General features: G+C 72.2%; 10 protein-coding genes. 6 read left to right on the top strand and 4 right to left on the bottom strand.

Annotated elements, in window-relative coordinates; translation table 11 throughout:
* Nucleotides 1-2 precede the first annotated feature (2 nt).
* Genes IF00_RS0103580 through IF00_RS0103560 form a run of 5 tightly spaced genes read left to right on the top strand, consistent with a single transcriptional unit; the run spans nucleotide 3 to nucleotide 6,391 of the window.
* The gene (locus tag IF00_RS0103580; protein ID WP_030314092.1) at nucleotides 3-2,048 is read left to right on the top strand and encodes a bifunctional rhamnulose-1-phosphate aldolase/short-chain dehydrogenase; all 2,046 of its coding nucleotides are present in this window, start codon (nucleotides 3-5) and stop codon (nucleotides 2,046-2,048) included.
* Nucleotides 2,045-3,550, top strand: coding sequence for a rhamnulokinase (locus IF00_RS0103575; RefSeq protein WP_030314090.1), 1,506 nt, complete (start codon nucleotides 2,045-2,047; stop codon nucleotides 3,548-3,550). Before IF00_RS0103580 ends, IF00_RS0103575 begins: the two co-directional genes overlap by 4 nt.
* Before the next feature lie 44 nt (nucleotides 3,551-3,594).
* Nucleotides 3,595-4,311, top strand: coding sequence for a (Fe-S)-binding protein (locus IF00_RS0103570; RefSeq protein ID WP_030314088.1), 717 nt, complete (start codon nucleotides 3,595-3,597; stop codon nucleotides 4,309-4,311).
* A 29-nt stretch (nucleotides 4,312-4,340) separates the two neighbouring features.
* On the top strand, nucleotides 4,341-5,744 hold the full coding sequence (locus tag IF00_RS0103565) for a lactate utilization protein B (RefSeq protein WP_030314086.1): 1,404 nt from the start codon (nucleotides 4,341-4,343) through the stop codon (nucleotides 5,742-5,744).
* The gene (locus IF00_RS0103560; RefSeq protein ID WP_030314084.1) at nucleotides 5,741-6,391 is read left to right on the top strand and encodes a LutC/YkgG family protein; all 651 of its coding nucleotides are present in this window, start codon (nucleotides 5,741-5,743) and stop codon (nucleotides 6,389-6,391) included. Before IF00_RS0103565 ends, IF00_RS0103560 begins: the two co-directional genes overlap by 4 nt.
* A 54-nt stretch (nucleotides 6,392-6,445) precedes the next feature.
* Here the strand turns inward: IF00_RS0103560 and IF00_RS0103555 are convergent, their stop codons facing one another.
* The 4 genes from IF00_RS0103555 to IF00_RS0103540 are packed head-to-tail and all read right to left on the bottom strand — an operon-like array spanning nucleotide 6,446 to nucleotide 10,768.
* Nucleotides 6,446-7,471: a LacI family DNA-binding transcriptional regulator gene (locus IF00_RS0103555; protein ID WP_030314082.1), complete on the bottom strand. Its 1,026-nt coding sequence runs from the start codon at nucleotides 7,469-7,471 to the stop codon at nucleotides 6,446-6,448.
* A 29-nt stretch (nucleotides 7,472-7,500) separates the two neighbouring features.
* Entirely contained in the window at nucleotides 7,501-8,427 is a 927-nt protein-coding gene (locus IF00_RS0103550; protein ID WP_030314080.1) for a carbohydrate ABC transporter permease, read from the bottom strand.
* On the bottom strand, nucleotides 8,424-9,458 hold the full coding sequence (locus IF00_RS0103545; protein ID WP_030314078.1) for a carbohydrate ABC transporter permease: 1,035 nt from the start codon (nucleotides 9,456-9,458) through the stop codon (nucleotides 8,424-8,426). Before IF00_RS0103545 ends, IF00_RS0103550 begins: the two co-directional genes overlap by 4 nt.
* Nucleotides 9,455-10,768, bottom strand: a complete 1,314-nt coding sequence (locus IF00_RS0103540) for an ABC transporter substrate-binding protein (RefSeq protein WP_030314077.1) — start codon at nucleotides 10,766-10,768, stop codon at nucleotides 9,455-9,457. The genes IF00_RS0103545 and IF00_RS0103540 overlap by 4 nt, the downstream gene beginning before the upstream one ends.
* Nucleotides 10,769-10,974: 206 nt before the next feature.
* Between IF00_RS0103540 and IF00_RS0103535 the strand changes: the two genes are divergently transcribed.
* The gene (locus tag IF00_RS0103535; protein WP_030314075.1) at nucleotides 10,975-12,996 is read left to right on the top strand and encodes a beta-galactosidase; all 2,022 of its coding nucleotides are present in this window, start codon (nucleotides 10,975-10,977) and stop codon (nucleotides 12,994-12,996) included.
* The last annotated feature ends 40 nt before the right edge of the window (nucleotides 12,997-13,036 follow it).

Raw genomic sequence — 13,036 nt, 5'->3', positions numbered from 1 at the left:
TCATGGTCTCCAGCAGCCCTCCCGAAGTCGCCGACCTCCTCGCCCGGGCCCACCGGCTCGGCTCCGATCCCCGCACCACCAACTACGCGGGCGGCAACGCCTCCGCCAAGGGCGCCGTCACCGACCCCGTGACCGGGGCCCCGGTCACCCTCATGTGGGTCAAGGGCTCCGGCGGCGACCTGGGCACGCTCACCGAGGACGGGCTCGCGGTGCTCCGCCTCGACCGGCTGCGCGCCCTCGCCGGGGTGTACCCCGGGGTCGAGCGGGAGGACGAGATGGTCGCCGCCTTCGACCACTGTCTGTACGGGAAGGGCGGCGCGGCCCCGTCCATCGACACCGCCATGCACGGACTGGTGGACGCGGCCCACGTCGACCACCTCCACCCCGACGCGGGCATCGCGCTCGCCTGCGCCGCCGACGGCGAGAAGCTGACGGCCGAGTGCTTCGGCGACTCGGTGGTCTGGGTGCCGTGGCGCCGTCCCGGCTTCCGGCTCGGCCTGGACATCGCGGCGGTCAAGGAGGCCCATCCACGGGCGATCGGCTGTGTCCTCGGCGGTCACGGCATCACCGCGTGGGGCGACACCTCGGAGGAGTGCGAGCGCCGTTCCCTGCACATCGTCCGTACCGCCGAGGCCTTCCTCGCCGAGCGGGGCGGACCGGAGCCGTTCGGGCCGGTGGTCGAGGGCTTCGGCCCGCTCCCCGAGGCCGAGCGGCGGGAGCGCGCCGCCGCCCTCGCCCCGTACGTCCGGGGGCTCGCCTCCCAGGACGCCCCTCAGGTCGGGCACTTCACCGACGCGGAGCCGGTGCTCGACTTCCTGGCCCGCGCCGAACACCCCCGGCTCGCTGCCCTGGGCACCTCCTGCCCCGACCACTTCCTGCGGACGAAGGTCCGGCCGCTCGTCCTGGACCTGCCGGCCGACGCGCCGCTCGACCGGGCGGTCGCGCGACTGCGGGAGCTGCACACCGCCTACCGCGAGGAGTACGCCGCCTACTACGCGCGGCACGCCACCGAGGACTCCCCGGCGATGCGGGGCGCCGATCCCGCGATCGTGCTCGTGCCCGGGGTCGGCATGTTCTCCTTCGGCCGGGACAAGCAGACCGCGCGCGTGGCGGGCGAGTTCTATGTCAACGCGATCCATGTGATGCGCGGCGCCGAGGCCGTCTCCTCGTACGCGCCGATCGAGGAGTCGGAGAAGTTCCGGATCGAGTACTGGGAGCTGGAGGAGGCCAAGCTGCGGCGGATGCCCCGGCCGAAGCCGCTCGCGACCCGTGTGGCGCTCGTGACGGGCGCGGGCAGCGGCATCGGCCGCGCGATCGCGCACCGGCTCGTCGCCGAGGGGGCCTGTGTGGTGGTCGCCGATCTCGACGCGGCGAGCGCCGAGACGGTCGCGGCGGAACTCGGCGGTCCCGACCGGGCCGTGGCCGTCGCCATGGACGTCACGTCGGAGGAGGCGATCGGGGCCGGGCTCCGGGCGGCGCTGTTCGCGTTCGGCGGGGTGGACCTGGTCGTCAACAACGCCGGAATCTCCGTCTCCAAGCCTCTTCTGGACACCACGGCGCGGGACTGGGACGTCCAGCACACGATCATGGCCCGGGGTTCGTTCCTGGTCGCGCGGGAGGCCGCTCGGGTCATGATCGCGCAAGGTCTGGGCGGCGACATCGTGTACATCGTCTCCAAGAACGCGGTGTTCGCGGGCCCGAACAACATCGCCTACTCCGCCACGAAGGCCGACCAGGCCCATCAGGTACGCCTGCTGGCCGCCGAACTGGGCGAGCACGGGATCCGCGTCAACGGCGTCAACCCCGACGGGGTGGTGCGCGGTTCGGGCATCTTCGCGGGCGGCTGGGGCGCGCAGCGGGCGGCCACGTACGGCATCGCGGAGGAGGAGCTCGGCGCGTTCTACGCGGGCCGCACCCTGCTCAAGCGCGAGGTGCTGCCCGAGCACGTGGCCGACGCGGTCTTCGCCCTGACCGGCGGCGACCTCGCCCACACCACCGGACTGCACGTGCCGGTGGACGCGGGCGTGGCGGCGGCCTTCCTCCGGTGAGCGCCCCGCACTCCGCCTCGGCCGGCGGTGTCTTCGCCGCCGCCGACCTCGGGGCGACCAGTGGCCGGGTGATGCTCGGCGAGGTCGGCGCGGGCCGGCTCGCACTCACCGAGGCCCACCGCTTCCCCAACACCCCGGTCATGCTGCCCGACGGACTGCGCTGGAACGTCCTCGGACTCTTCCAGGGTGTCCTGGAGGGGCTGCGGGCGGCCGCCCGGTCCGGTCCCGTGGCCTCCGTCGGCGTCGACACCTGGGCGGTGGACTACGGGCTCCTCGACGCGGACGGCGCGCTGCTCGGGGCGCCCCACCACTACCGCGACCGGCGTACGGAGGGGGCGGCGGCGGGCGTTCTGGCGCGGGTGGGGGCGGCGGAGCTGTACCGGATCACCGGTCTCCAGCATCTGCCGTTCAACACCGTCTTCCAGCTGGCCTCCGCCGCCGGAAGCGCCCAGCTCGCGGCAGCCCGGACGCTGTTGCCGATGCCCGATCTGCTGGTCCACTGGCTGACCGGGTCGATCGGCGCCGAGGAGACGAACGCCTCCACCACGGGGCTCTTCGACGCCCGCTCGGGCGTCTGGTCCACGGAGCTGCTCGACGGCATCGGCATCACCTCCGGACTGCTGCCGCCGCTCCGCGCACCCGGCGATCCGGCGGGCGAACTCCTCCCTCACGTCACCGGGTTCACCGGTCTCCCCGTCGGCACACCGGTGACGACGGTCGCCTCGCACGACACCGCGTCGGCCGTCGTCGCCGTTCCCGCCACGGCCCCGGACTTCGCCTACATCTCGTGCGGGACCTGGTCCCTCGCCGGCCTGGAGCTCGACGCCCCGGTCCTGACCGAGGAGTCCCGGGCGGCGAACTTCACCAACGAACGCGGCATCGACGGCACCGTCCGTTTCCTGCGGAACGTCATGGGGCTGTGGCTCCTGGAGGAGTGCCGGCGGACCTGGGCGGCGCGGGGACTGCCCGTCGGTCTGGACGAGCTGCTCGCGCAGGCGGCGGGCGCGGAGCCGTTCGCGGCGCTCGTCGATCCGGACGCGCCGGAGTTCCTCGCTCCCGGAGACGTGCCGGAGCGGATACGGGCGTACTGCCGCCGCACCGGGCAGCCCGCGCCCGGCGGCCCGGGGGCGGTGGTCCGGTGCGTCCTGGAAAGTCTGGCGCTCGCCCACCGCCGTACGCTGCGGCAGGCCGCCGAGCTGGCGGGCCGGGAGATCGCGCGGGTCCATCTGGTGGGCGGCGGAGCCCGTAACGCGCTGCTCTGCCAGTGGACGGCCGACGCCACCGGGCTGCCCGTCGTCGCGGGCCCCGTGGAGGCCACGGCCCTCGGGAACGTCCTCGTCCAGGCACGGGCCGCCGGGCTCGTCGGCGACCGCGACGCGATGCGTCGGCTCGTCGCGCGCACACAGCCCCTGCGACACTACGAACCGCGCGAGGACCGCGCCGGCCGGGCCGCCTGGGACACGGCCGCCGACCGACTCGAAACGTCCCCGAGGAACCCGTGAAGGCAGGACAGCCCGTGAGGACAGAGGAGCCCGAGGACCCCGTGATGCGAGTCGCCCTCTTCGTCACCTGCGTCAACGACGCCGTCTTCCCCGCGACGGGCGTGGCCACCGTCCGCGTCCTCGAACGCCTCGGCGTGGAGGTCGACTTCCCAGCCGCGCAGACCTGTTGCGGACAGCCGCAGTTCAACACCGGGTACCGCGCCGAGACGGCGCCGCTGGTACGGCGCACGGTCCGGGCCTTCGAGGGGTACGCGTACGTGGTCACCCCCTCGGGCTCGTGCGCGGCGATGGTGCGCCACCACTACGCCTCGTTCGGCGGGGAGGCGGCGGGCCTGGCTCCCCGCGTGTACGAGCTGACGGAGTTCCTGGTGGACGTGCTCGGGGTGACGGACGTGGGCGCGTACTTCCCCCACCGGGTGACGTACCACCCGTCCTGTCACGGCCTGCGTCTCCTCGGGCTGGGGGAGCGGCCGCGCCGGCTCCTGGAGGCGGTGAAGGGGCTTGAGCTGGTGGAGCTGCCGGGTGCGGAGGAGTGCTGCGGCTTCGGCGGCACGTTCGCGGTGAAGAACCCGGACGTGTCGGCGGCGATGGGCGCCGACAAGATCGCGAACGCGCTGTCCACGGGCGCCGAGGTCCTGTGCGGAGCGGACAACTCCTGTCTGCTGCACGTGGGCGGCATGCTGACCCGGCAGGGGGCACCGCTGCGCGCGGTGCATCTGGCGGACATCCTGGCGAGCACGGAAGAGGAGCCCTGGCGGTGAGCGACACGTTCGGCGGGACCTTCGTCGGTATGCCGGCCTTCCCGGAGGCGGCACGGGCGGCGGTCGGGGACGCGACACTCCGCGCCAACCTGCGGCACGCGACCCACACCATCCGCGACAAGCGGGCGCGGGCCGTAGCGGAGCTCGACGACTGGGCGGAGCTCAGACAGGCCGGGAAGGAGATCAAGGACCGGACGCTCCGTCACCTGGCCGACCACCTGCTCCGGCTGGAGGAGGCGGTGACGGCCGCGGGCGGCACCGTGCACTGGGCCGCCGACGCGGCCGAGGCCAACCGGATCGTGACCGGCCTCGTCAGGGCGACGGGCGAGACGGAGGTGGTCAAGGTCAAGTCGATGGCCACCCAGGAGATCGGGCTCAACGAGCACCTGGCGGCCGAGGGGATCGCCGCGTACGAGACGGATCTCGCGGAGCTGATCGTGCAGCTCGGCGAGGACCGGCCCTCGCACATCCTGGTCCCCGCCATCCACCGCAACCGGGGCGAGATCCGTGACATCTTCCGCGAGAAGATGGGGAGTTGGGGACGCCCCGCGCCGGAGGGGCTGAGTGACACCCCGGCCGATCTCGCGGAGGCGGCCCGGCTGCACCTGCGGGAGAAGTTCCTGCGGGCCAAGGTCGGGATCTCCGGGGCGAACTTCATGGTCGCCGAGACCGGCACCCTCGTCGTCGTCGAGTCCGAGGGCAACGGCCGGATGTGCCTCACGCTTCCCGAGACCCTGATCTCCGTCGTCGGCGTGGAGAAGGTGGTGCCGACCTGGCGGGACCTCGAAGTGTTCCTCCAGACGCTGCCGCGCTCGTCGACCGCCGAGCGCATGAACCCGTACACGAGCATGTGGACCGGCACGAGCGACGACGACGGGCCGTCCGACTTCCATCTGGTGCTCCTCGACAACGGACGCACGGACGCGCTCGCCGACGAGGTGGGGAGGCAGGCGCTGCGCTGCATCCGCTGCTCGGCCTGTCTGAACGTCTGCCCGGTGTACGAGCGGGCCGGCGGTCACGCGTACGGCTCCGTCTACCCCGGGCCGATCGGCGCGATCCTCACCCCTCAGCTCCGGGGCACGGTGAGCGAGGTCGACGCCTCCCTGCCGTACGCCTCCTCGCTCTGCGGGGCCTGTTACGAGGTGTGCCCGGTCGCCATCGACATCCCCAAGGTCCTGGTGCATCTGCGCGAGCGGGTCGCGGCCGAGGGCGGGAGGGGACACCGGCTCGAGCGGGCGGCGATCAAGGCCTCCTCGTGGGTGCTCGACCATCCGACCGCCCTCGCGGCGGGCGAGCGGATCGCCTCCGCCACGCGCGCGCTGCACCCGAAACGACTGCCGGGGCCGGGCGCCCGCCAGTGGTCCGAGCACCGGAACCTGCCCGAACTGCCCGCCGAACCGTTCCGCGACTGGTGGAAGAGGAACCGCCGATGACCACCGACTCACGCGCGCGCGTGCTCGCCCGCATCCGCGCCGCCGTGGCCGGCGCCCCCGAGGCCCCCGATGTCACCCGCGGCTACCGCACGAGCCATGCCACCGAGGACCCCGACGCGCTCCTCGATCTGCTCCACGAGAATCTCGCCGACTACCGCGCCCACGTCCACCGCTCCGGGCCGGACGGCCTGCCGGAGCTCATCGCCGTGCTCCTCGCGGAGCGCGGCGTCCGCAGTGTCGTCGTACCGCCCGGACTGCCCGAGGAGTGGCTCGCCGCGACCGGCGCCGAGCGGCGGTCCGACGCGCCCCGGCTCACCCCGTACGAACTCGACGGCATCGACGCGGTGGTGACGGGGTGCGCGGTCGCCATCGCCGAGACCGGCACGATCGTCCTCGACGGCGGCCCCGGGCAGGGCCGTCGCGCCCTCACCCTCGTGCCCGATCTGCACGTGTGCGTGGTCGGGGCCCCCGAGCAGGTGGTGGCCTCCGTGCCGCAGGCGCTCCCCCGGCTCGACCCCGCCCGCCCGCTGACCTGGATCTCGGGGCCGTCCGCGACGAGCGACATCGAACTCGACCGGGTCGAGGGCGTCCACGGCCCCCGGACGCTGGAAGTGATTCTGGTGACTCCGCGTCCGGCCGGCGGCTGACACGACGAAGGAGCGGCCGCACGTGGACGTACGGCCGCTTCCCCGGCGTGGACTCTAGGCCGATTCCCTCCGGACCAGATGCGTCGGCAGGATCACCGTCGCCGGGTCCTCGCCCGCTATCCGGGCGAGGAGGGTCCGTACCATCTCGGTGCTGATCCGGTCCCAGGGCTGGCGGATGGTGGTCAGCGAGGGGCGGGAGGACAGGGCCGCCGGGGAGTCGTCGAAGCCGCCGACGGCGATGTCCTCGGGGACCTTACGGCCCGCGCGGGAGAGGGCGTCGAGGACGCCCTGTGCCATCAGGTCGGAGGCGACGAACACCGCGTCGATGTCCGGGGCCCGCTCCAGGAGGGCGTGGGCGGCGTCCTCCCCGCTGGCCCGGCTGTAGTCGCCGGTGGCTATCAGCGTCTCGTCGGCGGGCAGCCCGAACTCGGCGAGCGTCTCGCGGTATCCGGCGAGGCGCTCCACCCCGCCGGGGGTGTCGAGCGGGCCGGTGACGGTGGCGATACGGCGCCGCCCGGAGGCGTACAGGTGGCGGACCATGTCGCGGGCGCCTTCGCGGTCGTCGGCGGCGACGTAGCCGATCCTGGCGGTCTGGCCCAGGGGCTTGCCGCAGGCTACGACGGGGACGCCGGCCTCGTGCAGCCGGGCCACCACGGGGTCGCCGGAGTGGCTGGAGACGAGGAGGACGCCGTCGACGTGACCGGCCTCGATGTAGCGGAGGTTGCGGCGGCGTTCGTCCTCGGTGCCCGCGATCATCAGGAGGAGCGGGATGTCCTGGGCCGCGAGCGCCTGGGTGCAGGCGCGGAGCAGTACGTTGAAGTTGGGGTCCTCGAAGAACCGCTCCTGGGGTTCGGTCAGGAGGAAGGCGACCGAGTCGGACCTGCCGGTGATCAGCGAGCGGGCGTGCCGGTTGACGACGTAGCCCGTTCTGCGGATCGCGGCGTCCACGGCGGCCTTGGCCGTCGGGCTGACGTAGTGGCCGCCGTTGAGGACACGGGAGACGGTGCCGCGCGACACCCCGGCCTCGCGGGCCACGTCGTGGATGGTCGCCGGGCGGCGTCTGCTCGCTGCTGTGCTCATGCTGTGTGTTTCCCCTCGATCCCCTGTGCTCAGGACTTTACGGCGCCGGACAGCAGGTCCAGGCTCCAGAAGCGTTGGATGACGAGGAACAGGGCGATGAGCGGGGCGATGGCGAGGAGCGCGCCGGTGATCACCAGGGTGTAGAGGGAGGGCTGGGAGGCGCCCTGCTTGAGCAGGGTGAACAGACCGACGGTCATGGGGAACTTCTCGTCGTCGCCGAGCATGATGAACGGCAGCAGGAAGTTGTTCCAGATGGCGACGAACTGGAAGAGGAAGATCGTCACCAGGCCCGGGGCCATCATGGGGACGGCGATCCGCCGGAAGATCCGCCACTCGCCCGCGCCGTCCATGCGGCCGGCCTCGACGAGCTCCATGGGGATGGCGGCCTCGGCGTAGATGCGGCCGAGGTAGACGCCGTACGGGGAGAGGATCAGCGGCAGCAGCACCGAGGCGTAGCTGTCCGTCAGGTCGGCCTCGGCCATCAGCAGGTACTGGGGGATGGCGAGGATGACCGGGGGCATGAGGACGCCGGTGAGCATCACGTTGAAGAAGGCCTCACGGCCGCGGAAGCGGTAGATCGCGAGGGCGTAGCCGGCGAGTGCGGAGACGACGGTGGACAGGACGGCGCCGAGGCCCGCGTAGAACACGGAGTTGAGCATCCAGCGCCAGTAGATGCCGTCGCGGTACGCGCTGAGGTCGGTGACGTTGTCGGCGATTCCGTCGCCGGGCAGGAAGGTGAAGGTGGAGAAGAGCTCGTTGTCGGGCTTGGTGGCGGCGACCACCACCCAGGCGACGGGGAGCAGGCAGTAGAGCGCCCCGAGGACGAGGGCGGCTGTCGGGAGCAGCGCGGTGCGGCGGGGCCGGGGACGGCCCTGGGACGCGCCGGGGGTGGTGCCCGCGGCACGGCCGTCGCCGTTGACCGTCGTGCGGAGCGGCGGGGAGGCGAGCCCGGTCATCGGCCGGCTCCTTGCGTGGTGCGGCGGTTGGAGATCCTGAGGAGGGCGAAGGAGAGGACGAAGGTGGCGAGGGCGAGCACGACGGCGGTGGCCGAGGCTGCGTGGATGTTCCCGCCGGTGAAGGCGTCGTTGTAGACCTTCATGAGGGGGCTCCAGGTGGAGGGGATGCCGTTGGTGAGCGGCTTGAGCGTCATGGGCTCGTTGAAGACCTGGAGGGTCGCGATGATCGAGAAGAAGAAGGTGAGCACCAGCGAGGGCACCACCATCGGGATCTTGATGCGCAGGGCGATCTGGAGTTCCGAGCAGCCGTCGAGCGTGGCCGCCTCGTACACCTCGGCGGGCAGCGAGCGCAGCGCGGTGTAGATGACGATCATGTTGAAGCCGGTGCCGCCCCAGATCGCGATGTTCGACATCGCCAGGTAGAGCGGTCCGCCGTCCATGAGGTCGGGCTCGGGCAGGCCGAGCTTGCCGAGGAGGAAGTGGAAGGGGCTCACGTCCGGGAGGTAGAGGAAGCCCCAGAGGACGGCGGCGATGACACCGGGGACGGCGTACGGCAGGAAGATCGCGAGCCGGGCGAAGGAGCGGGCCCGGACGCGCTCGGAGTCGAGCAGGAGCGCGAAGAAGAGGGCGAGGCCGAGCATCACGGGGACGACGATGGCGCCGTAGCCGAGGACCCGCAGGGCGCTGGCGGCGAGTTCGGAGTCGGTGAGTGCGGAGGTGTAGTTCTCCAGGCCGGCCCAGACCTCGGACTTGGCGCCCTTGCCGAGGCCGAGACCCTTGATCTCGACCTTGTGGAAGCTGAGCCAGAGGGCGTAGCCGATGGGGAGGGCGAAGAAGAGGGCGAAGAGGACGGCGGCGGGGAGGAGAAAGAGGTAGGGGGCGCTTCGCGCTCGTGTGAGGGTGGTGGTGGGCGACGGGAAGAGGTACTGGGCGCTTCGCGCTCGTGTGAGGGTGGTGGTGGGCGACGGGTGGGCGTACGGGGCCGCCTCGGCCCCGTACGACCGGCGCGCGCCCTTGGGGGGCTGCGTCACTTGGCGACCTCGAAGCCCTGCTTCCGCAGGTCCGTCACGGTGGCGGACTGGACGGCGGTCAGGGCGGTGTCGAAGCCGGACTTGGCCTTGGCGGCCTTGCCGAACTCGTCCTTGAAGGCGGTGTAGGCGACGTTCACGTTGGGGCCCCAGGCGGCCGGTGCGGTGGTCTTCGCTATCTCGGCGGCGCGGGTGTAGAAGTCGGGCTGGTTGGCGAAGTAGTCGGGGGCCTTGGCGAGGGCGCCGCTGGTCTGGGCGGCGGTGGCCGCCGGGTAGATGCCGCTCTCCTTGACGAGGGCGGCGAGGGCGACCGGGTCGGTGTTCAGCCAGGTGGCGAACTGGGCGGCGGCCTTCTTGTGCTTCGAGTCGGTGGTGACGGCGGTGGAGGAGCCGCCCCAGCTGCCGGTGGACGAGCCGCCCTCGGTCCACTGCGGGAGGGGGGCCATGGCCCACTTGCCCTTGGTGTCGGGGGCCGCGGTGGTCAGGGTGCCGGGGGCCCAGACGGCGGAGACCCAGGCGAGCTGCTCGCCGGTGTTCATCGCCTTGTTCCAGGAGGGGGTGTACATCGGCTGGTTGTCGATGGCGCCCTCGGCGACCAGGCCGCCCCAGAAGTCGGAGACCTTGCGGGTGGCGGCGTCGTCGATGCCGACCTTCCAGGTGTCGCCCTCGAAGGTCCACCAAGCGGCGCCGGCCTGCTGGGCGAGTCCGGCGAAGAGGCCGGAGTCGTTGGCGGAGAAGGTGGTCAGCGACTGCTTCGGGGCCTTCTTCTTCAGGTCGCGCGCGGTGGCGGCGAACTCCTCCCAGGTGGTGGGGACGGAGAGTCCGTACTTCTTGAAGAGGTCCTGGCGGTAGAAGAACATCAGCGGTCCGGAGTCCTGCGGCAGGGCGTAGACGGCCTCGCCGCCGAAGGTGGTCTGCTGCCAGATGCCGGGGGCGAACTTGTCCTTGACGCCGGCGACATCGGGGGCGATGTCGGCGAGGGCGTCGTTGGAGACGAGGGTCGGCAGGGCCTGGTACTCGGCCTGGACGAGGTCGGGGGCCTTGTGCGCCTTGGCCGCGGTGATGATCTTGGTCACGAGGTCGTCGCCGGAGGCCTGCTTCTGCACCGTGACCTTGATGTCGGGGTGTTCGGCGTTCCAGAGGGCGACGACCTTGTCCATTCCGGGGGCCCAGGCCCAGTAGGTGAGCGAGACGGGGCCGGAGCCGGCCGCAGCCCCGTCCCCGGAGCCGGAGGATCCACAGGCGGTGAGCGCGGTGGCGCCGAGCAGGACGGCGGTGGCGGCGGCGAGGCTGCGGCGCATCGTGTGGGGCATGGGGTACTTCTCCCTGACCGAAAGGGCCTCTCCCTAGGGCGGGGAGGCCGACCATGCATCTGTGAGCGTTCACAGTAGAGAAACGTTCCAGACACTTGTCAATGGTTGTTCGTGTGCGGTTATGTTGCGTTGCCACATCGAGATCGGCTGTGTGCACGTTCACAACGAACCAAAGCTTTCATCGCTCGAGGCTTCAGGAGAGACCCATGCCGCAGACCACTCCCAAGGGCCTGCTCCGGCTCGCGTTCGGCGGGGACTACAACCCCGAACAGTGGCCGGAAAGCGTCTGGCAGGAGGACGTCCGGCTCATGCGGGAGGCCGGCGTCACCATGGTGAGCGTCGGGATCTTCTCCTGGGCACTCCTCGAACCGGAGCCGGGCCGGTACGACTTCGGCTGGCTCGACCGGCTCCTCGACCTGCTCCACGAGAACGGCGTCCGCGTCGACCTGGGCACACCGACCGTGGCGCCGCCCGCCTGGTTCTACCGGGCACACCCCGAGGCGCTGCCCGTCACCGCCGAGGGCATGCGCTACGCGTACGGCTCACGCGGGGCGATCTGTCACAGCTCCGCCGCCTATCGAACGGCCGCCGCGGGCATCACCACCGAGTTGGCCCGCCGCTACGGCGGCCACCCGGCTCTCGCGCTCTGGCACGTCCACAACGAGTACGGCGTCCCCGTCAGCGCCTGCTACTGCGACAGCTGCGCCGCCCACTTCCGCCGCTGGCTCGACGCCGCGTACGGCTCGGTGGAGGCCGTGAACGAGGCCTGGGGCACCGCGTTCTGGGGGCAGCGCTACTCCTCGTACGAGGAGATCGACCCCCCGCGGGTCACCCCCACCGTGGGCAACCCCGCCCAGCAGCTCGACTACCGGCGCTTCGCCGACGCCACCATCCGGGAGAACTTCCGGACGGAACGGGACATCCTGCACGAGCTCGCGCCCGGAGTGCCCGTCACCACCAACTTCATGACCGCGCTCAGCCAGTGCGACTCCATCGACTACTGGGCCTGGGGCCGCGAGGTCGACCTCGTCACCAACGACCACTACCTGATCACCGACGGCCGCCGCACCCACGTCAACCTGGCCATGGCCGCCGACCTCACCCGCTCCGTCGCCGGCGGCGCGCCCTGGCTGCTCCTTGAGCACTCCACCTCGGGCGTGAACTGGCAGCCCCGCAACCCGGCCAAGCGCCCCGGCGAGATGGCCCGCAACTCCCTCGCCCATGTGGCCCGCGGCTCCGAGGGGGCCATGTTCTTCCAGTGGCGCCAGTCCCGGCGCGGTGCCGAGAAGTTCCACTCCGCGATGGTGCCGCACGGCGGCACCGACTCCCGGATCTGGCGCGAGGTCGTCGCCCTGGGCGCCGGCCTGGAGGCCCTGGAGGAGGTGCGCGGCAGCCGGACCGTCCCGGACGTCGCCATGCTCTGGGACTGGCAGTCCTGGTGGGCGCAGAACCTGGAGTGGCGGCCGAACGCCGCCCACGACGCCCGTGAGCGCGCCGACAGCTTCTACGAGACCCTCTACGACCGGCACCTCACCGTCGACTTCGCCCACCCCGAGGCCGACCTCTCCGCCCACCCGCTGGTCGTCGTCCCCGCCCTCTACCTCATGACCGAGGCCGCCGGGCAGAACCTCCGGGAGTACGTCGAGAACGGCGGCACACTCGTCGTCTCGTACTTCTCCGGGATCGTCGACGAGCACGACGCCGTGCACCCCGGCGCGTACCCGGGTGCCCTGCGGGACGTCCTCGGCCTCACCGTGGACGAGTGGTCGCCCCTCCTGGACGACCAGCGCGTACGGATCAGCGGACCCGACGGCGCCGCGCTCACCGGAGACGTCTGGACGGAGTTCGTCCGGCCGCGCGGCGCCGAGACCGTGTGGACGTACGCCGACGGGCCGGCCGCCGGCGGCCCCGCCGTCACCCGCCACCGGCTCGGGCGGGGCACCGCCTGGTACGTCTCCACCCGGCTGGACGCGGCGTCGCTCGACGCGATCGTCGCCGCGGCGTGCGAGGACGCGGGGGTCGCGGAGCGCGGTGCGCTGCCGCGTGACGTGGAGGTCGTACGCCGCGCGGGCGACGGCGGGCAGTACCTGTTCGCCCTCAACCACTCCGCCGAGGACGCCGAGGTGCCGCTCGACGGCTCCGGGACCGAGCTGCTCGGGGGCACGCCGGCCGACGGGAAGATCACCGTTCCGGCCGGCGCCGTGCGGGTCGTACGCCTCGACGCCTGACCGCACCTCCCGTCCCCCGGCCCGGCCGGGCCCCGATCTC

It is taken from the genome of Streptomyces flavochromogenes (assembly GCF_000717595.1).
GTDB lineage: Bacteria > Actinomycetota > Actinomycetes > Streptomycetales > Streptomycetaceae > Streptomyces > Streptomyces flavochromogenes.
Note: the sequence above shows the minus strand (reverse complement) of the source record. Positions and strands in the feature narration are given on the sequence as shown.

What these genes read in the sequence shown, in the direction of transcription:
- IF00_RS0103555 (WP_030314082.1), bottom strand. Translation starts at nt 7,471, where the DNA reads ATGAGCACAGCAGCGAGCAGACGCCGCCCGGCGACCATCCACGACGTG.
- IF00_RS0103550 (WP_030314080.1), bottom strand. Translation starts at nt 8,427, where the DNA reads ATGACCGGGCTCGCCTCCCCGCCGCTCCGCACGACGGTCAACGGCGAC.
- IF00_RS0103535 (WP_030314075.1), top strand. Translation starts at nt 10,975, where the DNA reads ATGCCGCAGACCACTCCCAAGGGCCTGCTCCGGCTCGCGTTCGGCGGG.
- IF00_RS0103570 (WP_030314088.1), top strand. Translation starts at nt 3,595, where the DNA reads ATGCGAGTCGCCCTCTTCGTCACCTGCGTCAACGACGCCGTCTTCCCC.
- IF00_RS0103560 (WP_030314084.1), top strand. Translation starts at nt 5,741, where the DNA reads ATGACCACCGACTCACGCGCGCGCGTGCTCGCCCGCATCCGCGCCGCC.
- IF00_RS0103565 (WP_030314086.1), top strand. Translation starts at nt 4,341, where the DNA reads ATGCCGGCCTTCCCGGAGGCGGCACGGGCGGCGGTCGGGGACGCGACA.
- IF00_RS0103580 (WP_030314092.1), top strand. Translation starts at nt 3, where the DNA reads ATGGTCTCCAGCAGCCCTCCCGAAGTCGCCGACCTCCTCGCCCGGGCC.
- IF00_RS0103540 (WP_030314077.1), bottom strand. Translation starts at nt 10,768, where the DNA reads ATGCCCCACACGATGCGCCGCAGCCTCGCCGCCGCCACCGCCGTCCTG.